This is a genomic window from Aliarcobacter butzleri (assembly GCF_900187115.1).
Lineage (GTDB): Bacteria > Campylobacterota > Campylobacteria > Campylobacterales > Arcobacteraceae > Aliarcobacter > Aliarcobacter butzleri.
In genome coordinates this window covers 1-24,308 of the sequence record NZ_LT906455.1, presented here as the reverse complement: position 1 = coordinate 24,308, position 24,308 = coordinate 1, and the positions used below count along the sequence as shown (strand labels likewise).

Here is a 24,308-nt window from a genome sequence, read left to right as displayed (position 1 = left end):
CTTTTAAAATAAACCTTCAAGATGAAATTAGTTTGTAATTCCATCTGAAATTGGTTGTTCAACTTTTACTTGAACAGTTGAATTTCCATCATTTGTATATACATCAAATGTTTTATTGTTTTCAGTAATTGTTGTTTCTGACTTTTTCCATCCATCATTTTTTGCAAATGAAACACCATCTTTTTCATCACCAAGGATTGTAAGATTTATATTTCCACTTCCATCTTTTTTACCAATATCCATAACATCTTGAAGTGTAAGATTTAGAAGTTTATTTTCACCTTGTGCACCTAAATCAATAGTACTTACGTCTTTGATGTCTCCACTTTCTATTTTTGAGAAGTCTATATTCATCTCTTTTCCTAAAGTAAGAGTTCCATCTTTAAGTGCATCTTGAGTAAAGTTTAGATCAAATTTACCTTCTACTTTATTTGATATATCTGCATCTTGACCATCTTGAGTCCAAGCTTCTACTTTGATATCTTTTACTGACTTATCATGAGTAATTTGAATATTATTTATATCTTCATATTCAATTCCATTTATAGTCCATTTTCCATTTTCAAATTTAGATTGTGAACTTAAATCTGTAATATTTCCATCTTTATCAACGATTCTAAATTGTGCAGAACTATCTAATCCTTCAAGAGTGAAATGCATTTTTTCACTACCATCAACATCTTTCATATTTGCATTTAGATTTAAACTTGTCCATTCAAATCCTTTTGCATCAATTCCTGTTTTTGTTGGGTCAATAGTAACACCATCTGCAACTTCTTTAATATAAACAGAACTATCTTTTAGTTCAATTGTGCTTTTAGAATTTCCATCTTTTACATTTATTATTGCATCAAATTTAATTTCTCCACCAAAGTGTTCATTTCCTTTGAAGAAGATTTGAGGAAGTGTACCATCACTATTTACAGGAACTAACCAAGAACCATCCCCTAAGTTCATAGCTAAAGCATTTCCATTATCATAATAAACTGCCACTCCAGAAGCAACTTTTATTAAAACACTTTCAAATTTCTCAGATGGGTCAGCTTTTACAACATTTAATTTTGCACTTGCCATTTCTTTATCTTCAATACCATCTTGCACTTTTTTCACTTCTATTTCAGAAGAAGCAACAGGTTTTACAGTAATAGTTGTAGTTCCTGTCGAAGTTAATTCATTTGCTGCACCTGTTTCTTTATTTAAAGCAATTACTTTTATTTCAACTGCTCCATGTCTATCTTCACCAGATTTATAAGTAAGATTTAAACTATCACCTAGCTTATAATCTGCTGGTAATTTATATTTTCCATCTAATAATTCTAGTTTAGTATTTCCTAAATATAACTCACCTTTTGAGCTTTCTCCAGCTTCAAAGTTTTCATTTACAACAACATAAAAATCATTTATATTTGTAAACTCTTTATCTGAATTATTCGTAAGTTTAATATCAAAATTAAACTCACCATTTTCATCTATAGTTGTACTATCATTTGCTGTTATTTCTACATTTAAACTATCCGTTACAGGAGTTACAGGAACTTTTATAGTAGATTCTTTTCCATTTGTTTCTACTTTAATAGATATTCCATCTCCATCTTGATTACTATTAAAATCTTTATTTGGAACTACTTTTAAATTTGCTAAAACAGACTCAATATCAGCTCTATTCCCTTTTATTGTATAACTTCCATCTGCATTTTTATAAGCATCTAAACCTTTTAATGTTGCATTTGAACCTACATCAATTTTGAAATTTAACTCTGTTCTTCCATCATTTGAATTATCTGCTACTGTAACTTTAAATACATCTAGGAAATTAAACTCTGTATCTTCTGTTGCATTAAAATCTTTTTTAACTTCATCAACTATAATGTCTAGTTTTGGACCTGTTCCAGTTCCTCCTCCATTTCCATTATGAGTTTTATCTAAAGTTATTTTTGTACTTGTTTGTTCTTCAATTGATCCTTGGGCATCTTTTGTATATGCAGTAATAGTAATATCTCTATATTCAAAATTTGCATTTCCATCTACTTTAAATACGATATCTTTAAAATTACTACTATTTAAATTATGTCCTGTAATCGTATAAATACCATTGTGCTCACTTACAGTTATTTTTGCATCTAATTCAGCAGAACCTGTGTCTATTATAACACCCTTTGGAACGCCACTAATCACTATTTTTGTGATATTTTCACTTCCATCTGTATCTTCTGAAGATACTTTTACAGGGATTTTTATCTCTGTATTTTCTCCTGCATTTACATTTATATGTGTTTGTGTACCAGTTTCAACTTCTATAGTTGGAGTATCAGTAACTGGTGTAATAGTCAATTTATGAGTAAAATCTTTTGTCTCTTTTGTGTCATAATTTACATCTTTTCCTACATATTGACTATCTTTTACTGTATAAGTACCTTTTATATCAAAGCTACCATGTTGATTCTCTTTTACTTCTACATAAACTTTGTTCAATTCACTAGTTTTAAGAGTATAGTCACTTGTAATTTCTGTTTTCGTATTACCATCTATTATAAATAATTTATATCCACTATTTGCTTCTGGAGCTTTTATAGTAACACTTTCTAAAATTTCATCATTATCACCATTTTGGTGAGAAATTCCTAAATCCACTTTATAATAACTATTTCCACCATCTACAATTTCGCTATCTTCTGCTTTTGTAGTTTGAGAGTCAAATTGTGCATCAATAGTAGGTTTTACAAAGATACTTATTTTATCAGTCTCTTGTTTGCTATCGTGAGTTTTACTTGGATTATTAGCTTCACCTTTTTCTGTTGTTATATATGTAATATCAAAGTTCAATTCTCCACTATAATTTGGTGGCGTTACAATCTTGATACTTGAAATATCACTAGCTTTAAAGATATATTGACCATTTATTAAAGTTACATTTCCTTCTAATTCAACACCTTTTGGTAAAGATTTAAGAATGATAGTTAAATCTTCACTTTCTTTATCATAAGATGAAAGTTTTGTAGAATCTTTAAACACAGAATCTAATTTTATTTGTGTATCTTCTTGTGTTACTAAGTTGTAATCTTTGTTTGTACCATCTGCTAAAGATAAATTTTCTACATTATAATCATTTCCTATAACACTATCTGCAACATCTTTTACAACAACTAATATATCTTTATTAGTTGCTACATCTTGAACATTTGTTACTGGTTGCCCATCTATTATTACTGTATCAACTGTTTTTGCATCAACATTTAATTTAAAATCTCCATGTTCATTATGTGGTGGAATAAATTTTGGAGGATTTTCATTGTCAAATTTTTCAATAGTTATACTTCCTTTATTCGCTGTTATAGTCGTTCCAGTATAATCTTCTAAAACACCATTATTCCATACTTTTATTGTAGGTGTTCCATCTTCAGCATAAGTTACAAGAATATCTTTTCCTGTAAGTGGTTCTTTCACAAAAATAGCTCCACCATCTGGAATATCTTTGATAGTTACAGTAAATGTTTCACTTCCATCTGTATCAGTTGAACTAACTTTTATATCAAGTGCAATACCATTTTCTGGATGTTTTATAGTTCCATCTTTATCTTGAATATTTTTATTTGTATTTCTAGCTGTATCTTCATATCCTACAACTTGACCAACTTTAAGTGTTGCTTCATCTGCAACTGGGTTTACATTTACTTTGAAATCAACTTCAGCAGTTTTAATACCATTTGTACCATTTCCATAATCTGTTGTATCTCTTTGTCCAGATTCTACTCCATTATCATAAACACTTAAAGTAATCTTTCCATTTACTGTTCCAGAGAAACTTGTTGGGAATTTCATAGAAAAATCTGGGTCAGCGTTTTTATTATTTGTATCACTAAATACTATAGTTGCAATACCTTTATCATTTGCAACAGCAGTTTGTCCACCTAAAGTTACAACTGTACCTTCTGGAATACCAGAAATTGTATATGTTCTTTTTTCACTTCCATCTAAATCAGCTTTATTTCCAGTTGTACCATCGTTTAGTTCTGTTCCACTTGTTTTAGTAAGAAGTGCTTTTAAATCAATAGTATCATTTCCTTCTTTTATATCATTAAATGTGTAAGTTTTTCCACTATCAGATATCGTTCCTGCACTCTCATCATTCCATTTTAAACTAATATCATCAGTTACTGGTTTAATAACTACAGTAACCGTTGCACTATCTGTTTTTCCTTGATTATTTGCTTGAGAATTTGATAAAGGTTTTCCACTATCATCAACTTCATAAGTTTTTGTTGAGATATTTATTTTTATATCTGTATCATTATCTTCAGCATGTTGGATTTTTAATCCTTCATATTCCTCTTTTGTAAGATAAACTACTCCTGATTGTCCCAAAGTAATATTTGAATGGTGGAAATCTGTGTCTACACTTCCATCAGCTTTAACAATAACTATTTTAACAGTTTGGCTATTACTAGAAATTGTAGCAATATCAGTACCATCTGCTTTTTCTAAAACAGCACCTTTTACAGAAGTTCCATTTGTAAAATTAAGTGTAATATAATCAACTCTTTCACCATGGTCACCTTTTGCAGTGTCATTTTTATCTGTATTATCTTTAATAGTTGGTTGTACCAATCCTAAAGATACAGAGTTTTGACCTTCTTGAGTATTTTTATTATCTTCATAAGTCTCTACTTTATTAGTAGTAATAGTTACTCCATCAACACCTGGTTTAACTTGAATATTGATTTGTCCTTGCGCATAATCTCCATCTGTATCACTAACTTTATATTTGAAATTTGGTAAATAACCATTATCAGCTTCATATTTACTATAATCTGCATTTGGTTTAAAAGTTAAAGTTCCATTTGCATTATTTGTAAGTGTTCCAATAATTTCATCACCATCATAAATATTAACTGTTCCATTTTTAGCAACAGTTTGGTATCCATCCTTTCCATTATCTATTTCAATTTTTCCATCTTTAAATGATTCATCACTTAAAACAATAGTTAAAGTTCCATCTTCATTTACTGTTTCTGTTCTTGTTTCTGCATCTGGTGTAGAATCATTTACAGTTACTTTGAACTCTTGTGTAGGACTTGTTGTAGTAGGCTCACCATTTTTAGGTGTTGTAGTAATATTAAATTTAAAATTTAAATCAATATTGTCATTTGTATTAACATTTTCATAATCTGTATTTGTATTTCCTGCTTTTGGATGGTCAATATTTGCATATTGTTTATATGTATACGTTCCATTCTTACTTAAAACAATGTCAAATACAGTTGTATTACCAGCTTTTGCTGTAATTGTATTTCCATTAACTGTATAAGTAACAGCTACTCCATTTGAAGTTAATGCATAATTATTTCCATCAACTGTAACTGTTGGTGTATTAACAAAATTAACACTAAAAGTTCCAACTTCTGTTTCATAATTTGTTGGAATTGTAAATCCTAAGCTTTTTGTTGATGATAAATTATTTTTTGTTGTAGAAGAACCTTTATAAAAATCATCTTCATCAACTTTTGTATTTTCAGGATTTGTTAATGTAATACCATCAAGAATCGTATCTGTTACTTTATTTGCTGTAGAATCAATAGCAACATTTTCAAAAGCACCACTTTGTTCAACTTTTGATATTGTGATTTCATAAACTTCTTTGCCTTCAGTTACAAAATCTACTTTTGTAATATTTTCAAAAGTTGTTGAAGATGTTCCACCTTTTATTGTAATAGTTTCTGTTTTAGTAACATAATCATCTGAACTACCTCCATCTTGTTTAATAGTATAAGTTAATGTTACTGTTACACTTTCTCCAGTTGGAATAGTTACAAGATTTCCATCTTTATCTACAAGTGTTACAGTATGCGATAATTTTCCACCTTCAACTACAGTTGGATTACCTTCAATTTTTACATATACTGTATCTTCTTTTCCATAACTTCCATTTATTGGATCATCATTTCCTGTTCCAGTATCTGGTTGTTCAACTTTTGATGGATTATCTTTAATCGTTGTAGTAACGTTGTTTGATGGATTATTTGGAATAGTATTTGGATAACTATCAAATTTTACATTTTCAAATTCACCCGTATTTTGTACATTTGTAATTTTTACATTATAGTTTTCATCAGCTTCTGCATAATAATCATCTTTTGTTTCTACAGTAAATGTTCCTTTCCCTGAAGCATCTATTTTTACAGCTATTTCTTGATTATTTGTTTTATTTGTATCATCTGTTGATGTTGTTCCAATATTTGTATAAGTTACAGTAACTGTTGTTTCTTTTGTTGGAATTACAGTATTACCATCTTTATCAACTAGTTTAACTGTGTATGTAACAACTCCTCCTTCATTTACTGTTGTTTCTCCAGTAATGATTGCATATACTGTATCTTCTGCTCCATAAGTATTTCCATCTGTATCTTCACCACCTGAAACAACTGTTCCATTTATTGTTGGTGCATTGTCTTTTATTGTTGAAGTTACAGTATCTTTTGTTGTATCAATAGATGGTGTTTCATATGGTGAATTTTTTAAATCTGTAATTTTTACAGTAAAGTTTTCATCTCCTTCAGCATAATAATCATCTTTTGTTTTTACTTCAAATACAACACCTACTTTTGTAGTTACTTTTGTAGTATTATCATAATCTACACCAGCTGTTGCATCTTTATCTGAAGTAGTTGATGTAGTTCCATAATTTATTGTAACATCTCCACCTTGAGTAGCTAAAGGTTTTCCATCTTTATCAACTGCAACTGCAATATAATATAATTTTCCACCTTCTGGCGTTTCATTTGTATTTGTAACTTTTAGTGTTCCATCTGAGTTTGTAATATCAGCAATTGTAGTTGTAACAGATGATACAGCTACAAGTACTATTTTTACATCTTCTACATTTGTTTCTGTATTTGGTGTTGTATTATCTTTAATTGTTGTTGTTACTGGATCAGTATTTGTAACCACATTTTCATAAATTGCACCTGATGCTGGATGTTCATAAGTTTTATCATTTATTGATACTTTATATTTTTCTCCATCATCTTTTAAATAATCATCTAAAGTTTTTATCTCAAATACTTCTCCAAGAGTTACAGTTTTTGAAGTTTCAGATACGTAATCAAGTTCTGCATTATCTTTTGTTCCAGTTGTTTTTGCCGTATCATCAGTTGTTTTTATAGTAACTGTTCCAGCTTGAGTATCAACTACATCTGTTGTTTTAAATTCCGTTGTAGCTGGTTTAAATGCTAATACCATATATTTTGCATTTGAACCTTCAGCTACATTATTTTCAAATGTGTATTTACCATCTTTAATTATTGGATTTCCATCTTCTCCAACTGCTACTATTTTTAAAATTACATTTTCTTGATTACTTTCTACTGTACTATTTTCATTTGGTTTATCAGTTGTATTATCTAAGATTGTTGTATCAACATTTGTTTTATCACCATTTATATCACCAATATTTACTTTTTCAAATTGTCCTTGATCATCAACATTTGTAATTCCTAAATTAAATTTTTCTCCATTATCTGCTAAATAATCATCAATTGTATCAACATCAAATTTATCTGACGAATTTTCACCAGCTTTAATAGTAATTTTTATTGTATCGTTATCTTTATATTGAGTATCACCATCTTGAGTTGTTTTGTTTGTATATTTTATAGTTACTTCTGTATCTTTTGTTACAGTTACAGGATTTCCATCTTTATCTACTAATTTTACAATATATTGAGCTGAGTCACCTTCATTTACTGTTGTTGTCCCTTCTATTATTGCATATACTGTATCTTCACTTCCATACCCTCCATCTTCTCCTCCTGGGTTACTTGGATTTGAATTATCTAGTATTTTCGTATCTACATTTGTTTGTCCACCAGTTTGATTTCCTGTTCTCATATCAAATTCTGTAGAGTTATTACCTGTAATTTCTAAATTAAATCTTTCATCATTATCAGCTAGATAATCATCTTTTGTTTGTACAGTAAATGTAGCTTGGCTAGTTCCAGCTTTAATAACTACTTCTATTGTTGTATTATGAGTATATTGTGTATCATTGTCATCAGTTTCTATATTTGTGTACCTAACATATACTATTGTATCTTGATTAACAATTATTGGATTTCCTGCAGCATCTACAGCTTTTACAGTATAAGTTCCAGTATTTCCTTCCCACACTACATTATCACCATCAATAACTGTAAAAACTATTGGTAAAGGTTGTTCTATTAATTTGTCTTCTAGGTCAGGAATAATAGTAGTTTGTTCTTCCGTCCAAGAAGCATCTCTTAAATCACTTACAACATTTGTAGAATTTCCATCTCTAGCACTGAATCTAGCAGCAACTCTTCCTTCTTCTGTTGGTTCTTCTTGTCCTGCTTGTGTTTCTTGTTGCGTTGGATCACCTGCAGCTGTCTCCATATCATCACTTACGTCATTTGTAGTATTATTCCATGCATTTTGTATATCATTTTTTGTAAAAATTACTTCTTCATTTCCAAAAGTAACTTCATTTAAAGAAGAATCTATTAATTGTTGTTGTCCTTGATTTAAAACTATTACATCATTTCCAGATAATTCCATTTCAACTTTTGCAGAAGTAGGATTTGAACTATCTCCAAATACTACTTCATTTTCTAATATTACATCTCCGATATTTAGTTCTCTAATATTTCCAGAAGAATCCTTTGCATAAAATACTCCTCCTTCTAAAATTTTAACTACTCCTACTTGTGACATAGGTCTCTCCTTGTTAATTAATTAGTAAGATTATATTTTATTTTTTTTTCTTTGTCTATCACCCATTAGGGTGATATTTACCTTAAATCCTCTCTTTTTCGAACTTTTTTGCAATAAATAATAACAATATTCCACCTAAAACAATAAAGGCAGTAAGATATAAAGCATAATCATAATTGCCAAACTTTTCAATTAAATATACACTATATAAAGGAGCGATAACTTGTCCTACACCATAAGAAGTAGTTAAAGCACCCATTAAAATCACTGGATTTCCATGAGATAATTGTCCACCAAGATTCATAAAAAGCGCAACTAAACCTATAAAAGTACCACCATACAAAACACCACTTAATAAATTTAAATAAATATTACTTGTAAATGCGGGAATTAAAATACCAATTGCTTGAAGAAGTAAAGCTATAATAATCATATTTATACTTCCATAATTATGAGCTAATCTCATCCAAATTATACAAGATGGTATTCCAGCAAGACCAACTAAAGTCCAAGTTAAACTTCCATAACCTTCAAGTCCAGGAAGAGTATTTACAATATCAGGTAAAAACGTTGCTTGAACTACAAATCCTACACCTTCTGTAAAATAAGCCATAATCAATAAAATCACAAAAAAAGTAAAAATAGAAAAATCAAATTTATGTTTTACAACATTTTGTTTAACTTCTTTATCAAAAGATAAAATATAGATTGCATAACTTGCTAAAACTATTGCAAATATTGATAAAACTATCCAAGAATCTTGCCAAGTATATCCCAAACTTAAAACATATCTTGCTATTAAATCTGTCGTTAAAATAGAAAATCCTATACCACTAAAATGAATCCCCATAGCTTTTGTTTTACTTTCCATTTTGAGTTTTGTCATAACAATAGCTGAACCAACTACTAAAGCCATTGCTCCTGCAAATCCACCTAAAACTCTTGAAATCATCCAAAAAGTATCATTTGTGCTAAAACCTAAAACAAAAGTAGTTGCTATTGCTAAAACTATTCCCATTCTATAAAAAAGTACTTTTTGATTTATATCTTTTAAAAATACAGATAAAATCGAACCTGTTAAATATCCTGCAAAATTTAATGAAGCTAAAATACCTACAAATTTAATACTTAAATGATCTTCAAGCATTGGAGGAATAAGACCTGTAAAAGCAAATCTTGCTACTCCAATTCCTATAATAATTGAAAAAATCCCTGCAATTAAAATTGCTAGATTATCGTTCCTATCAAACAATCTACTCATCTTAAAATCCTATCTCTCTCAAATTTTGTTATAATATCACGAATAGTAATCTAGTGTCAAATAATCAATAATGATAGGTGATATAAGGAAAAATGATATGGATTTGAATTTATTAAAAGTTTTTGTAAGTGTTGCAAATAATAAAAGTATTTCTCTTGCATCAAATGAATTAAAATGTACTCAATCAAATGTAACTTCAAGAGTAAAACAATTAGAAAAGATTTTAACCTTAGAACTTTTTCATAGAGTTCCCAAAGGTGTGATTCTCACAAAATCAGGTGAAAAGTTTTATCCTCAAGCAATAGAACTAATACATAAAATGGAAAATTGTATTTCAAGTCTTACGAATGAAAATGAGATAAATTCTTTGAAAATTGGTTCAACGGATTGTAATGCTGTTGTAAGAATCTCTCCTTTTTTATTAAAACTTCATGAAGATTTTCCTCAAATGCAACTTGAACTTTTTACAGGAACTACAAAAAGTGTTACTCAACTTATCTTAGATTATAAAGTTGATATTGCATTTATTAGTGGTGAACCAAAAAATGATTCTTTAATGGTTTTAAAAAAATATGAAGAAGAAATAGCCATACTTGAACCACAAGGAGATAATACTCCAAATGTAACTTTAACTTTTAAAGAAGGCTGTATTTATGATGAATTTTTAAAAGATTATTACAAACAAAAAAATATTTATGTAGAAAAGTCTCTATCTTTTGGGAGTTTAGAAACTATTCTTTCTTGTATAAAAGTAGGAATGGGAAAAAGTTTACTTCCTACAAGTATCGTAAAAAAGATGGGTTATGATAAAGATATAAAAATCACTGTTTTACCTAAAAAAGAAGCAAATATTCCAACTTGTTTAGTTTGTAGAAAAGATTATATTCCAAAAATTAGTGATTATTTAAAAGAGATGAAGTTGTAATCAATAAGCGATGAGTATAGGTGTTTTAGTTAAACTTCTGCTGTAAGTTTTATACTCATCGATTATCAATATTTTTGTATGAGTGATTATATCTATTTTTCATTTATTTTTGATTAGTTTTCAAGTTTAATTTAAAAATTTTATCAAATGGTAACACTTTAATAATGAATTATATAAAAAAGCCTACTAAAATTGTCAAAATACCTAAAATTGAGAGCCAAACAAAGCTAGAAATTGTTTTATCTTTTCCAAACCAAATTGTATATACAGCTTTTAAAATATTATTACTTCCTGCAGCAATTATTATAGCTGAAGCAATAACTGATGAATCAATAGAATATTTTCCTGTTAATAAAGATAAAATAAAAGGGTCAATATCTGTAAATCCAATTATTATAGATAGGAATTTTAATCCAGATGAACCATAATTATCTACAACAAAATTTGTGATTAACATAGTAATAATAAATAAAAATGCAAAAATAAATGCAGTTCCTAATTCTAAAGGATTTGAATCCTCAACTTCAATATTACTCACACCATTTGAAGCTTTTTTATAATATACAAGAGTAATTATTGCACAAATAAATGCTAGAGCTAAAAATGGAATCAATATAGTTTTTACAACTTCAACATTAAAAATATATGAAATTATTATAAGTCTTAAATACATCATTAAAGTTGCAGCAATAACTGAAGCAGTTATTAAGTGATTCTTTTCTAAACCTTGTGCTTTTTTTGATAAAACAACAGTTGTCGCAGTTGATGAATAAATACCACCTATAATTCCTGTTAAAAAAATACCTTTTGAAGGGAAAAGATACTTTTGTACAATATATCCTGCATAAGAAATAGCAGAAATTACAACAACAGTAAGCCAAATTTTATATAAAGATATTCCTAAATAAGGAATGATTTTCTCTTCAGGAAGAAGTGGTAAAACAACAGCTGAAAGAAGTATCATTTTACCTAAAGTCTCTATTTCATAAATATTTATTTTCAAATTAAAATTTAATAATCTCTTTTTTGCATTTAATAAAAATATAGTAACCACAAAGATTAATGAACTAAGCCAAAAAGGAAAAAGATTTGTTAATGGTCCAAAACTATAAACAACAACTGCAACAAGATATAACACGATACTATTTTTTTCTGCTAAAAGTCTATAATAAAGCATTGAATAAAGTAATGTAATAGCTAAGAATCCAGCAATATATACTGAAAAATTATTTGGCTCAATTTTATAAAAAACAAATCCAATAATTCCTATAAAAGTATAAGTTCTTGTTGTTCCTAAAAATATTCTTGAATCATTTTCATGAAACTTCATTTTATAAGCTTTTAACTCTAAACCTATTAAAAAACTAAAAACTGTTGTTAAAATAAAATATGTTAGCAGTAAATTTATATCCATTTTATTTCCTTAGTAAAACTTTGTAATAATAACATATAAATATTGATTTAAATCAATATATATTAATATATATAACGGTATCATTTGACACGTTATATAACTTACAATATAACACAAGGACTATATGTGGCAATATCATCAAATTTGACTTTAGAACTTTTTGATCAACCTTTTTTGTTAGAAAAAAGAATTGAATTATTAATGGCAATAAAAAAAACTGGTTCAATAAATAAAGCAGCAAAAGAAGTTCCTATGAGCTATAAATCGGCTTGGGAAACGATTGAAGCTATGAATAATTTATCTATTAATCCAATAGTTCAAAAAGAAACAGGTGGAAGTGGAGGAGGAGGAACTAAACTCACAGAGTATGGTGAAAACCTTTTAAAAACTTATCATTTGTTAAAAGAAGAACAAAAAAAGTTTGTTGAAAATCTAAATAGAATAGTGGATATTAATAACGGTACTTTAAAAACAATTAGGAGATTATCTATGCAAATTAGTGCTAGAAACCAAATAACTGGTATAGTTGAAGCAATAGAAATGGGAACAGTAAATGCAGAAGTTCATATAAAACTAAAAAGCAATAATATTTTAGTTTCAATTATTACTAATACTGCTGTACAAAATCTTGATTTAAAAGTAGGGGATGAAGTAGTCGCTATAATCAAATCAAGTAATGTTTTTATATCTACTGATGAAAACTTACAATTAAGTGCAAGAAATAAATTCCAAGGTATAGTCGATAACATAAACAAAGGTGGTATTAATTCAGAAATTGTAATTGATATAGGAAATGGTGATAAAATCGTTGCTATTATTACTACAAGTTCTGTTAATAGCCTAAACATAAAAGAGAAAAGTAAAGTAGGTGCAATTATAAAAGCATCAGATGTTATGATTGGAAGATAAGGAGAAAATATGAAAAAAATAGCTTTAGGATTTATATTATTGTGTTCATCAGTTTTTGCTGGAACAATAAATGTTGCAGTTGCAGCAAACGTTAGTTATGCAATAAATGATTTAGTTGCAGAATTTAATAAAACAAATCCAGATACAAAAGTTCAAATAACTTTAGGAAGTAGTGGAAAATTTACTACTCAAATCGAGAATGGAGCACCATTTAATATTTTTATGAGTGCTGATATGAAATTTCCTGAAACTCTATTTGGAAAAAATCTTGCTATTACAAAACCTGTTATTTATGCTCAAGGAAGTTTAGCAATGCTAAGTTCAAAAGAGTTAGATTTTTCAAAAGGTATTAATCTTGTAACAGATAAAAATATTGAAAAAATTGCAATCGCAAACCCAAAAACTGCTCCTTATGGAACAGCGGCCGTTGAAGCTATGAAAAATGCAAAAGTACTAGAAAAAGTTGAAAATAAATTTGTTTACGCTGAATCAATTTCACAAGCTGTAACTTATGCAACAACTGCAGCTGATGTTGGATTTATTGCAAAATCATCTTTATATGATGAAAATATGTCTAAATATAAAGAAAATGTTAATTGGGTAAGTGTTGATCCAGCATTATATACTCCAATTGACCAAGGAATTGTTATTTTAGCTAATGCAAAAGATAATATTGAAGCAAAAGCTTTTTATGATTTTATTTTAAGTGAAAAAGCAAAAGAGATATTTCACAGATTTGGTTATTTAACAAAATGAGTAAGTTAGTTGCAAAAGTTTCAAAAATAAACTCTTTAGACAATTTAAATATTGTTGAGTTTGACTTTTTTGGAAAAACTTTAAAAATGATGAGTTTAGGTTTAAGTAGTGATATACAAATTGGAACAAAAGTAAATCTTTGTGTCAAACCAACAAATGTTGCTATTGCAAAAAATTTGTCAGGTGAAATAAGTTTATCAAATCAACTTTTTGCAACTATTGAAAATATAGAAAATGGTGAACTTTTAAGTAGTATTCTTTTAAAAATAGAAAATTGCTACCTTGAAAGTATCATCACAAAAGATTCTTCATCAAAAATGAATCTAAAGAAAAATGATAATGTATTAGTTTTAATAAAAGCTAGTAATTTATCGATTGAAGAAGTTTTAAATGATTGAAATATTAAAAAATATTGAAATTGATCCGTTTTTAATTTCATTTAAATTAGCAAGTATTACAACTTTGATTTTGTTTTTTGTATGTTTACCTCTTGCTTGGTACTTATCTCAAACAAAATCAAAAATGAAACCTATTTTAGAATCAATTACTGCTTTGCCATTAGTTGTTCCTCCGACTGTTTTAGGATTTTATTTACTTTGGTCTTTATCTTATAATTCTCCTATTGGGCAATTCTTTCAAGAATATTTTGGGATAAAACTTGTATTTAATTTTTATGGACTTGTAATTGCAAGCTGTTTTTATAGCCTTCCTTTTATGGTTCAACCTATGCAAAGTGGTTTAGAAAGTTTAAATAAGAATATGCTTGAAGCTAGTTATATTAGTGGGAAAGGTAAAATTGAAACTCTTTTTAGAATAGCTTTACCAAATATAAAACCATCTCTTATGACAGCAATTATCATCACTTTTGCACATACTGTTGGAGAGTTTGGTGTTGTTTTGATGATTGGAGGAAGTATCCCTGGAGAAACTAGAGTTGCATCAATTGCAATTTATGAATTTGTAGAAGTTATGGATTATAAAAATGCTCATATTTATAGTGTAATTATGATAATTATGAGTTTTTTAACACTTTTAGGAGTTTATATTTTTAATAATAAACAAAAACAATCACAGGTTAATTTAAATGATAGAGATTAAGATAAATAAACCTCTTCATGGTTCAAATGGAACTATGAATTTAGATATTGACTTAAACATAAACAAAGGTGAGTTTGTTGCACTTAGTGGACTTAGTGGTAGTGGAAAAACTACACTTTTAAGGATTCTTGCAGGTCTTGAAAATGCAACTGGAACTTTAAAAATAGATAATGAATATTGGTTAAATGAAAAATATTCAAAAGATAGCCAAAAAAGAGATATTGGTTTTGTTTTTCAAGACTATGCACTTTTTCCAAACTTTACAGTTTTACAAAATCTTTTATATGTAAAAAAAGATAAAGAATTAGCAAAACATCTTTTAGATATGACTGATATGTATGAACTAAAAGATAGATATCCCAATAGTTTAAGTGGTGGTCAAAAACAACGTGTTAGTTTGTGTAGAGCTTTAATGAATAAACCAAAACTTTTACTAATGGATGAACCACTTTCAGCACTTGATCCACAAATGAGAACAAAACTTCAAAATGAAATACTAACTTTACATAAAGAGTTTAATACAACTACAATTATGGTTAGTCATGATCCTAGTGAAATGTATCGTTTGGCTTCGAGAGTATTAGTTCTTGATTATGGAAAAATAGTAAATGATGGTCTTCCTAAAGATATATTATTAAAAACAAAAGGTAGTCAAAAATTTTCATTTGAAGGTGAACTATTGGATATTGTAAGAGTTGATGTTATTGATATTGCAATTATCTCTATTGGTCAACAATTAGTTGAAATAGTTCTTACAAAAGAAGAATCTAAAACTCTTAAAATTGGACAAAAAGTAAATGTAAGTACAAAAGCATTTACTCCAAATATTCAAGGTTTATAAAATGCCATTAGTAAATACAAATTTAGATAAATTAAACTTCTCAAAACTTTATAAAAAACAGGTAAAAAATTCTACATTTAAAAGTAAAAAAAGCAGTGATTGGGACAAAAAAGCAAAACAATTTAATGAAAATGTTTTAAATAGCCCATATATAAAAGAATTTATTTCAAAAGTTGATATAAAAGATTGTCAAACTTTACTTGATGTTGGAAGTGGACCAGCTAATATTAGTTTACAATTAGCTTCTAAATTAGAAAAAGTTTATGCACTTGATTATTCATTAGAGATGTTAAATCTTGCAAAAGAAAATGCTAAAAATCTTGAAATAAATAATCTCATAACTATTCATAAATCTTGGTATGATAAATGGAATGATTTACCAAATGCTGATATAGTAATTGCTAGTCGTTCTATGGAAGTAAAAAATATAAAAAAAGCTTTAAAAAGATTAAATGAAAAAGCAAACAAAAAAGTTTATATAACAACAAAAGTTGGTGGAAGTTTTATAGATAATGAAATTTTAAATCAACTAAAAAGAAAAATAAATCCAAGACCTGATTATATCTATTTGATAAATACATTACACAGCATGGGCATTTTTGCAAAAGTTGATTTTATAAAAACTAAAAATAATAAACTTCAAGTAAAAACAGATGAAGAGTTTATACAAAAAGTTAGTTGGAGTTTGGGAAAACTAACAAAAAAAGAGGAAATAATCTTAAAAGAGTATTTTAATAATACATATAAACATAAAAAAGAGGCTGATTATTTAACTTGGGCATTTATATCTTGGGAAAAAGTTATATAACCCAAGCTATAAATATATATCTCGATAACTTTGCGATAGTAACTAAAATTACAAATTTTTTAAAATCATATTTTAAAATACCAGCAACAAAAGTAATTGGATCGCCAATTATTGGTAACCATGAAAAAAGAATAGTTATAAATCCATATTTATCAAAGTAGTTTTTACAAATATTTATATATTTTTCTTTTATAAGATTTTTCTCTATTAAATATTCTTCACCTTTTAAGCCTAAATAGTAATTTACAATAGAACCTAAACTATTTCCTAATGTAGCAAAAAATAATAATAAATAAATATTGTAACCTTCTTTTATATCATAAATTAATAAAGCTTCACTTCCAAGTGGAAATAAAGTTGCAGATATAAAACTTACGAAAAATATTGTTAAATAGACCATAAATATACTTCTTTTATAATAGATTAAACATTGCTAAGTTATAATTCGAGCCTTTAAAGAAGAACATTGAGAATATCTTGATATTTTGAATGCTCTTCTTTAGACCCTTTCAAGCATTTCTAAAGACACCGCCCCAGGATGGGAACATAGCAAGGCACCTTTTTTAGTGTTGTGTTTGGGTATCTGGAGAGGAGTACTTTTGTACTCTTTATATCAAATCACTAAAATCTTCATTTAAAATCAAAAGTTTTTTTTCTGCTTTGTTATAAATAAATCTTTTATCACCATTTTTTATAGCTTTAAATATAATATTTTTTATTTCAGCATCTGTTTTATTTGCTCTTTTCATAATAACAAAAAACTCTTTTAAAGGTAAAAAATCACTACTATTAGTTTGATTTTTATTTTCTAATTTTGGTTTATAAATAGCTTTCATTTCATTAAAAGCACTTTGAAGTAATTTTATTTCACTATTAAAAACTTCAATAATCCTTTTTTGATTTTTTTCAAGTCTATAAATTTCTGAAATATATTGTTTTTTCATCCATTTTATAGACTTTTTTAGAAGTTCTATTTGTTCATTTTTAACTTCAATTATCTCATTTATATTATTTTGTTGTTTATGATTTTCTGTTTTTTCTTCAAAATTATATTTTTGTGTATCATCAACATAAACATACACTTTTCCATCTTTTTTCAAAGATTTTAGTTGATTTTTTTTTATACGATAGTGTATTCCTTGCAAAGACAAGCCCAAGATTTCAGCCGCTTGTGCTGTTGTAACTAATCTTTCCAAAACTATTTCCTATAACTTTGCGCTATCTATTTCAATAACTGTATGAACATTTCCTCTTGGTTTAAAATCAGCAATTACTTTAAGCCATTTTGGTTCTAATTTAGTATAAAGAGTATCAAATATCTCATTTGCAGAATTTTCATGAGAAATATATCTATTCATAAAAGAGTTAATATAAATTTTTAGTGCTTTTAGCTCTATAACTTTTTTATTTGGAGTATATTGTATTTTTATTGTTGCAAAATCTGGATAACCACTTCTTGGACATTTTGCCATAAATTCTGGTAATTCAATATCTATAATATAATTTTTTGAATTTTCATTTGGCCAAAAATTTTCTTCATTATTAATATCAAACTCTAATATCTCTTTTTCACCATATTTTATTTCCATCTTACAACCTTATTTTTTGTCTTAAAGGTCTATTTTACCCAAAACTCACTTATAAAGATTACTAAGCTTTATGAGATATAATTGTAAGATAGTTTTATATGGTTAAGGATTTTAAATGAATGAAAAAATTTATGATATTATAGTTATTGGAGCTGGAAGTGCAGGAATAGCCTGTATTATTGAAGCAAAACTCAAAAATATTGAAAATATATTACTTATTGAAAAAACTTCAAACCATTCAGAAACTATTAGAAAATTTTACAAAGATGGTAAAAGAGTAGATAAAGATTGGAAAAATCAAGTAATAAAACTTGAAGGAAATATAGACTTTATGGATGGAACAAAAGAATCAACTCTTGAATATTTTGAAGAATTACTAAATAAAAATGAAATTTCTCCTGTTTATAATACTGAAGTTGAGAAAATCATAAAAAATGAAAATACAAATCTTTTTGAAGTTCATACTTTAAATAAAATATATCAAACAAAATTTGCAATTATATGTATTGGAAAAATGGGAAAACCAAATAAACCTGATTACAAAATTCCAACAAATATAAAAAAATATATCAATTTTAATTTAGATGATTGTACAACAAATGAAAAAATTTTAGTTATAGGTGGAGGAAATAGTGCCGCTGAATATGCTTATTTTTTAACTAATGAAAAAAACAATGTAACTTTAGCATATAGAAAACCAACATTTACAAGATTAAATCCTATAAATGAAAAACTTCTTATGCAATATCAAAATGATAAGAAATTAACTATAAAGATGAATAAAGAGATAAAAGAGTTAGAAGAAGCCGAAAATTTAAAAGTAAAAGTTATATACACTGATGAGGAAATTGAAATTTTTGATAGGCTAATTTATGCTATTGGAGGAACTACACCAATTGATTTTTTAAAAGCTTGTAATGTAAAAATAGATGAAAATCTAAATCCGATTTGTGATGGAAATTTTGAATCAAGTACAAAAGGTATATATCTTGCAGGAGATATTGCTTCTAAAGGTGAGGGTTCTATTAGTACTGCTTTAAATCATGGTTACCATATAATAAAAGATATTTCAGCAAAAAACGTATAGAAAATTTTCTATACGTCTAAATGTTCAACATCTTTTGCGTGTTCTTCAATATAATTTCTTCTAGGTTCTACTTCATCACCCATAAATAAAGTAAATGTATCACTTGCTACTTCAGCATCTTCTATTTTAACTCTTAAAAGTCTTCTATTATCAGGAATCATAGTAGTTTCCCATAATTGCTCTGGATTCATCTCTCCAAGACCTTTATATCTTTGAATATAAGCACCTTTTTTAGCTAATGTTTCTATTTCTTCTAATATTTCGATTAAATCTCTACCTTCAAATACAGATAAATCCCTCTCTTTTAATTTACTATAAATATAAGTTGCTTCACTGAAATATGGTGATGCAAATAATTCTTCATCAATAATTAGCTCTTCTAATCCCTCATTTGTTTGTACAAAAAGTTGAATTCTATCATCAAGAACTGTTTTAGATAAAATGTTATAACCTTTTTTATCCAAGAAATCTTTTATATTTTCATATAAATCTTTAAACTCTAAGTTTACTAAATCACTATTTTCAATTAAATGTTTTAAAACTTCAAGTAAAGAGTATCTTTTTCCTAATTGCTCTAACATAGCTCTATATTTAGAAACAATTTTGAATAAATCTAATAAATCGTTATATCCTAAACCTTCAAATTCAAATGATTCTAAACCATTTTCAATTAAAAATGCAGATAAAGCATTATTATCTTTTAAATAAATTTCATTTTTACCTTTTTTATATCTATAAAGTGGCGGTTGAGCGATATATAAATAACCTTTTTCAATAACTGGTCTTAAAAATCTAAAGAAGAAAGTTAAAAGTAATGTTTGAATATGGCTACCATCAACATCGGCATCCGTCATAATAATGATTTTATGATATCTGATTTTTTCTTCATCAAAATCTTCACCAATACCACAACCAAGTGCAGTAATCATATTTCTAATCTCATCAGATTTTAAAATTTTATCAAGTCTAGATTTTTCAACATTTAAAATCTTACCTTTTAACGGTAAAATTGCTTGGAAAACTCTATCTCTTCCTTGTTTTGCAGAACCACCCGCTGAATCTCCCTCAACTAAATATAACTCTCTAATTGCTGGATCTTTACTTTGACACTCTGCAAGTTTACCTGGAAGTGTTCCAACTGTCATTGCATCTTTTTTTCTAGTTAATTCTCTTGCTTTTTTAGCAGCTTCTCTTCCACGTGCAGCCATTAAAGCTTTTTCCATAATAGCTTTTGCATGAGTTGGATTTTCTTCAAAATACTTATCTAAATTATCCCCAGTTAACTTTTGAGCAATTGGTCTTACATAAGAGCTTCCTAATTTTCCTTTTGTTTGACCTTCAAATTGTGGTTCAGGAACTTTTACAGAAACTACTGCTATTAAACCCTCTCTTACATCATCTCCAGTAATTTTTGTATCTTTTTCTCTTGCTGCTGCATTTTCACTTAAGTATTTAGAAATACTTCTAGTAAGTCCTGCTTTAAATCCAGCTTCGTGAGTTCCACCATCAATAGTTCTAATATTATTTACAAATGATAAAGTTTTTTCTATGTAAGTATCGTTATACATCATAGCAATATCAACTTCTACACCTTCAACTCTATCACTAAAAGATATAACTTCACATAAAGCTGTTTCTTTATTCATATCAGCAACAAATTGTTTTATTCCACCTTCAAAATGGTAAACTTCTTTTAATTTTGCTGCTTCATCTTCTAATGTTATAGAAATAATTGGATTTAAATAAGCAACTTCTTTAAATCTCTTTTTTAAGATATTAAATTCATATTTTGTTACTTCAAAAATAGAATCATCTACTAAAAATTCAATTGTTGTTCCAGTTTTTCTTGGACTATCACCAATTATTTCTAAAGTTCCTTGAGGAATTCCTTCTTTAAATTCTTGATAGTGAATTTTTCCTTCTCTATAAACTGTCATTTTTAAATGTTTTGATAAAGCATTTACAACAGAAACCCCAACACCATGAAGTCCTCCAGAAACTTTATATGTGTCTTTATCAAATTTTCCACCAGCATGAAGTACAGTTAAAGCAACAGTTGCTGCACTAATTCCTTCTGTTGGGTGAATTGCAGTTGGAATACCTCTTCCATCATCTTCAATTCTTGCCCATCCATCTTTTGTTAAAGTTACTTTTATATTTCTACAAAATCCAGCCATTGCCTCATCAATAGAGTTATCAACTACTTCATAAACTAAGTGATGTAAACCATTTATATTAGTATCACCAATATACATACCTGGTCTTTTTCTAACAGCTTCAAGACCTTTTAAAACTTTAATATTACTAGCACCATATTCTTGTTGTGACATAATTTACTTCCTTAATTTATATTATTTTTCTAAAACTATTGGCATTACTATTGTAATGAATTTATCATCTTCTAAATAAAATGGTAAATTTGATTCATTAAATCCAATTTTTACTTTTTCATTATTTGTCATACTTAAAAAGTCTAATAAATATTTAGCATTTACTGCTAAGAAAAATTCATTTGGAATATTTAAATCTATATCAATTTGAGTTTTTGCTTCACTATCTTCATCAAGTGATTCAAAAATTATAGATTTTGAACTAAATGTAATTTTTATATTTGAAAAAAGTGAAGTTACAAGTTTGATTGATTCAACTAAAACATTTTTTGGTAAAAAGAAATTGTGTTTTAGATTTGAAGGAATGATTCTTTCATAATCTGGAAATTTACCATTTATTAGTTTTGTAAAAAATTTAGTATGTTGATTTGAAATAACTAAATTTGTATTATCATAAGAAATTTTTGCTTCATCTAAAAATAGTTTTTGAATTTCAATAATTGCTTTTTTAGGAATAATTAATTGTGCTTCATCATTATTCATATTTTCTAAAAAAGATAAAGCTAATCTTCTTGTATCAGTTGAAACGAAATTTATTTTTTGACTTTTTATATCAAGTAATGCACCATTTAATTCAAACTTTGGATTATTGTTATCAATAGCTGGAGTAATTTTTCTAATAGAATTTATAAAGTTTATTGTAGATATTGATAACTCTTTTAGATTTTCAGATTTATTTAATACAGGAAATTCATTTGCATCATAAGTTGGTAATTTAAATGTTGATTTATTTTGTTTGATAACTAAATTGTTATTTGTAGCTTCTAAAATAATATCTTCATTTTTTAATCTTTTGATTATTCCTAATAAATTAGAACCATTTACTGTTGTTTTTCCATCTACTGTATTTGTAAGATTATCTATAAAAGATTCTAAACCTATTTCATAATCAGTAGCTTTTATAATTAAGTTAGAGTTATTAATTTCTAAATATATATGTGATGTGATAGCACTAGAATCTTTTTTTTCTAAAAAAGGTTGCATTGAAGCTATTACGTTTTCAAGAATATTTTTTGTGATTACAAACTTCATTTTTTCTCCTATATTTTATATTTAAATTAGTAAAAGCAGTAGTCTATGTGAAAAGATGAAAATACATTCTTAGAGTCTATAAAATGGGTATTTAACCAAGTGATTAAAAACTCTTTTATATTCACATCTTTTCACACAAAGCGTTAAAACTTTTTTACTACTCCCTACTATTGATGATTTTATTTTTTAAATTTTCAATGATTAATTTGAAATTTTCATCTTTTTCAATTAACTCATTTGCTTTTTTAATATTGTGCGAAATTGCACTATGATCTTTCATACCTAAAAACTTTGCAATATCAGGCATAGAGTTGTGAGTTAACTCTCTTACTAGATAAATTACAATTCTTCTTGCATTTGCAACTGTTGCTGTTCTTTTTTTAGACTTAATATCACTTGGTTTGATATTTAGCTGATTTGCAACAATATTTATGATATCTGGAAGTTTTACATTCTCTTTTGTTTCTTTAATCTGTTCTTTTAATAAACCTTGAACCATAGGAAGAGTGATTTCTTGATTTAATAAAGATGCACTTGCATTAATTCTGATTAAAACACCTTCAATCTCTCTAATTGAATTATCAAGGTTTGTAGCAATAAAATTGATAATTTCTCTACTTAAGCAAATACCGTTTAATTCTGATTTTTTTTCAATAATAGCTATTTTTGTTTCAAGTCCAGGAATTTGTACATCAGCTGTTAATCCCCACTCAAATCTTGATTTTAATCTATCAACAAGTCCAGCTATTTGTGATGGTAGTCTATCACTTGTCATTACAATTTGTTTTTTTGCATTATGAAGTTCGTTGAAAGTGTGAAAAAATTCCTCTTGAGTTTGTTCTTTTCCACTTAAAAACTGAATATCATCTATTAGTAAAACATCACATTTTCTATATTTATTTCTAAAATGTTCCATATTTTTATTTTTAATTGAAAAAGTAAAATCATTCATAAACTGTTCAATAGTTACATAAATAACCGTATTTCCTTTTTCAATAGCATGATTTCCAACAGCTTGTAAAAGGTGAGTTTTTCCAAGTCCCGTTCCACCATAAATAAATAAAGGATTGTATTGAATACCTGGTTTATTTGCAACTGCAAGTGAGGCATTATAAGCCATTTGGTTTGATGGTCCCACAACGAATGAATCAAATGTATAAGATGGATTTAGTATTGTACTTTCTGTTGATTCATTTTGTGTTTGTTCTTTTAAAATCTCTTTTTTAGATTTTTTTTCATTTGATAGTTTTATTTCAATAGTTGGCTTTGAACCATCGTAAATTTCGAAACAGTGTTGTATTAAGTTTGTAAATTTACTTTTTATCCAAGAAGCTATATATTTATTATTTACTTCGAAAATAGCAATTTTATTATCTGAAGATACTTTTTTATAAACTAATTGTTTTAAGTATCTTTCGTAATCGATTTGATTTGCTTCTTTTTGAATAATTGTTAAAAACTCTTTAGTTGTCAT

Annotated in this window: 17 protein-coding genes and 1 other RNA gene; 9 read left to right on the top strand and 9 right to left on the bottom strand. The window is 27.2% G+C overall.

Translation table 11 applies throughout. The features are described from left to right. Positions 1–27: 27 nt before the first annotated feature. Both CKV87_RS00085 and CKV87_RS00080 read right to left on the bottom strand, forming a co-directional pair. Positions 28–8,724: a hypothetical protein gene (locus tag CKV87_RS00085; RefSeq protein WP_012011936.1), complete on the bottom strand. Its 8,697-nt coding sequence runs from the start codon at positions 8,722–8,724 to the stop codon at positions 28–30. A gap of 82 nt (positions 8,725–8,806) precedes the next feature. After that, entirely contained in the window at positions 8,807–9,985 is a 1,179-nt protein-coding gene (locus tag CKV87_RS00080) for a YbfB/YjiJ family MFS transporter (RefSeq protein WP_012011935.1), read from the bottom strand. Between the two features lie 97 nt (positions 9,986–10,082). Here CKV87_RS00080 and CKV87_RS00075 point away from each other — a divergent pair, with 97 nt between their 5' ends. Continuing rightward, positions 10,083–10,910 carry a LysR family transcriptional regulator gene (locus CKV87_RS00075; protein WP_012011934.1) on the top strand — a complete coding sequence of 276 codons (828 nt, stop codon included), beginning with the start codon at positions 10,083–10,085 and terminating at the stop codon, positions 10,908–10,910. A 169-nt stretch (positions 10,911–11,079) separates the two neighbouring features. On the opposite strand, the gene CKV87_RS00070 is transcribed toward CKV87_RS00075, so the two are convergent. After that, positions 11,080–12,324 carry an MgtC/SapB family protein gene (locus CKV87_RS00070; RefSeq protein WP_012011933.1) on the bottom strand — a complete coding sequence of 415 codons (1,245 nt, stop codon included), beginning with the start codon at positions 12,322–12,324 and terminating at the stop codon, positions 11,080–11,082. 126 nt (positions 12,325–12,450) lie between these two features. On the opposite strand from CKV87_RS00070, the gene CKV87_RS00065 reads away from it, so the two are divergent. The 6 genes from CKV87_RS00065 to CKV87_RS00040 are packed head-to-tail and all read left to right on the top strand — an operon-like array spanning position 12,451 to position 16,736. After that, positions 12,451–13,233 (top strand): TOBE domain-containing protein, encoded by a 783-nt coding sequence (locus CKV87_RS00065; protein ID WP_012011932.1) that lies wholly within the window; start codon positions 12,451–12,453, stop codon positions 13,231–13,233. 9 nt (positions 13,234–13,242) lie between these two features. Continuing rightward, positions 13,243–13,989 carry a molybdate ABC transporter substrate-binding protein gene (modA, locus tag CKV87_RS00060; protein WP_012011931.1) on the top strand — a complete coding sequence of 249 codons (747 nt, stop codon included), beginning with the start codon at positions 13,243–13,245 and terminating at the stop codon, positions 13,987–13,989. Then, positions 13,986–14,387 (top strand): TOBE domain-containing protein, encoded by a 402-nt coding sequence (locus CKV87_RS00055; RefSeq protein ID WP_012011930.1) that lies wholly within the window; start codon positions 13,986–13,988, stop codon positions 14,385–14,387. Before modA ends, CKV87_RS00055 begins: the two co-directional genes overlap by 4 nt. Further along, complete coding sequence (modB, locus tag CKV87_RS00050) at positions 14,380–15,087, top strand: molybdate ABC transporter permease subunit (RefSeq protein WP_012011929.1); 708 nt, start codon at positions 14,380–14,382, stop codon at positions 15,085–15,087. The genes CKV87_RS00055 and modB overlap by 8 nt, the downstream gene beginning before the upstream one ends. Further along, entirely contained in the window at positions 15,074–15,928 is an 855-nt protein-coding gene (locus CKV87_RS00045) for an ABC transporter ATP-binding protein (RefSeq protein WP_004510046.1), read from the top strand. The genes modB and CKV87_RS00045 overlap by 14 nt, the downstream gene beginning before the upstream one ends. 1 nt (position 15,929) lies before the next feature. Then, the gene (locus CKV87_RS00040) at positions 15,930–16,736 is read left to right on the top strand and encodes a class I SAM-dependent methyltransferase (protein WP_012011928.1); all 807 of its coding nucleotides are present in this window, start codon (positions 15,930–15,932) and stop codon (positions 16,734–16,736) included. Here the strand turns inward: CKV87_RS00040 and CKV87_RS00035 are convergent. After that, on the bottom strand, positions 16,729–17,136 hold the full coding sequence (locus CKV87_RS00035) for a YqaA family protein (RefSeq protein ID WP_012011927.1): 408 nt from the start codon (positions 17,134–17,136) through the stop codon (positions 16,729–16,731). The two genes, CKV87_RS00040 and CKV87_RS00035, sit on opposite strands and share 8 nt — an antisense overlap. Positions 17,137–17,232: 96 nt before the next feature. Between CKV87_RS00035 and ffs the strand changes: the two genes are divergently transcribed. Next, positions 17,233–17,329, top strand: an RNA gene (gene ffs / locus CKV87_RS11855) — signal recognition particle sRNA small type. Between the two features lie 15 nt (positions 17,330–17,344). On the opposite strand, the gene CKV87_RS00030 is transcribed toward ffs, so the two are convergent. After that, positions 17,345–17,932, bottom strand: a complete 588-nt coding sequence (locus tag CKV87_RS00030; RefSeq protein WP_004510043.1) for a MerR family transcriptional regulator — start codon at positions 17,930–17,932, stop codon at positions 17,345–17,347. 9 nt (positions 17,933–17,941) lie between these two features. Beyond that, positions 17,942–18,319 carry a preQ(1) synthase gene (gene queF, locus CKV87_RS00025; protein ID WP_034226946.1) on the bottom strand — a complete coding sequence of 126 codons (378 nt, stop codon included), beginning with the start codon at positions 18,317–18,319 and terminating at the stop codon, positions 17,942–17,944. Positions 18,320–18,440: 121 nt separating this feature from the next. Here queF and CKV87_RS00020 point away from each other — a divergent pair, with 121 nt between their 5' ends. Continuing rightward, a complete protein-coding gene (locus CKV87_RS00020) occupies positions 18,441–19,412 on the top strand; it encodes an NAD(P)-binding domain-containing protein (RefSeq protein WP_012011926.1) in 972 nt (323 codons plus the stop codon). 8 nt (positions 19,413–19,420) lie between these two features. Here CKV87_RS00020 and gyrB read toward each other — a convergent pair whose 3' ends face one another. From gyrB to dnaA, 3 genes are all read right to left on the bottom strand, one after another. After that, positions 19,421–21,742: a DNA topoisomerase (ATP-hydrolyzing) subunit B gene (gyrB, locus tag CKV87_RS00015; RefSeq protein ID WP_004510040.1), complete on the bottom strand. Its 2,322-nt coding sequence runs from the start codon at positions 21,740–21,742 to the stop codon at positions 19,421–19,423. Positions 21,743–21,763: 21 nt separating this feature from the next. Then, a complete protein-coding gene (gene dnaN / locus CKV87_RS00010; RefSeq protein WP_012011925.1) occupies positions 21,764–22,834 on the bottom strand; it encodes a DNA polymerase III subunit beta in 1,071 nt (356 codons plus the stop codon). 157 nt (positions 22,835–22,991) lie between these two features. Further along, positions 22,992–24,308, bottom strand: coding sequence for a chromosomal replication initiator protein DnaA (dnaA, locus tag CKV87_RS00005; RefSeq protein WP_012011924.1), 1,317 nt, complete (start codon positions 24,306–24,308; stop codon positions 22,992–22,994).

Bases quoted from the DNA above. Each gene is read 5' to 3' on its own strand.
- CKV87_RS00085 (WP_012011936.1), bottom strand. From the start codon at position 8,724: ATGTCACAAGTAGGAGTAGTTAAAATTTTAGAAGGAGGAGTATTTTAT.
- CKV87_RS00080 (WP_012011935.1), bottom strand. From the start codon at position 9,985: ATGAGTAGATTGTTTGATAGGAACGATAATCTAGCAATTTTAATTGCA.
- CKV87_RS00075 (WP_012011934.1), top strand. From the start codon at position 10,083: ATGGATTTGAATTTATTAAAAGTTTTTGTAAGTGTTGCAAATAATAAA.
- CKV87_RS00070 (WP_012011933.1), bottom strand. From the start codon at position 12,324: ATGGATATAAATTTACTGCTAACATATTTTATTTTAACAACAGTTTTT.
- modA (WP_012011931.1), top strand. From the start codon at position 13,243: ATGAAAAAAATAGCTTTAGGATTTATATTATTGTGTTCATCAGTTTTT.
- CKV87_RS00055 (WP_012011930.1), top strand. From the start codon at position 13,986: ATGAGTAAGTTAGTTGCAAAAGTTTCAAAAATAAACTCTTTAGACAAT.
- modB (WP_012011929.1), top strand. From the start codon at position 14,380: ATGATTGAAATATTAAAAAATATTGAAATTGATCCGTTTTTAATTTCA.
- CKV87_RS00045 (WP_004510046.1), top strand. From the start codon at position 15,074: ATGATAGAGATTAAGATAAATAAACCTCTTCATGGTTCAAATGGAACT.
- CKV87_RS00040 (WP_012011928.1), top strand. From the start codon at position 15,930: ATGCCATTAGTAAATACAAATTTAGATAAATTAAACTTCTCAAAACTT.
- CKV87_RS00035 (WP_012011927.1), bottom strand. From the start codon at position 17,136: ATGGTCTATTTAACAATATTTTTCGTAAGTTTTATATCTGCAACTTTA.
- CKV87_RS00020 (WP_012011926.1), top strand. From the start codon at position 18,441: ATGAATGAAAAAATTTATGATATTATAGTTATTGGAGCTGGAAGTGCA.
- gyrB (WP_004510040.1), bottom strand. From the start codon at position 21,742: ATGTCACAACAAGAATATGGTGCTAGTAATATTAAAGTTTTAAAAGGT.
- dnaN (WP_012011925.1), bottom strand. From the start codon at position 22,834: ATGAAGTTTGTAATCACAAAAAATATTCTTGAAAACGTAATAGCTTCA.
- dnaA (WP_012011924.1), bottom strand. From the start codon at position 24,308: ATGACAACTAAAGAGTTTTTAACAATTATTCAAAAAGAAGCAAATCAA.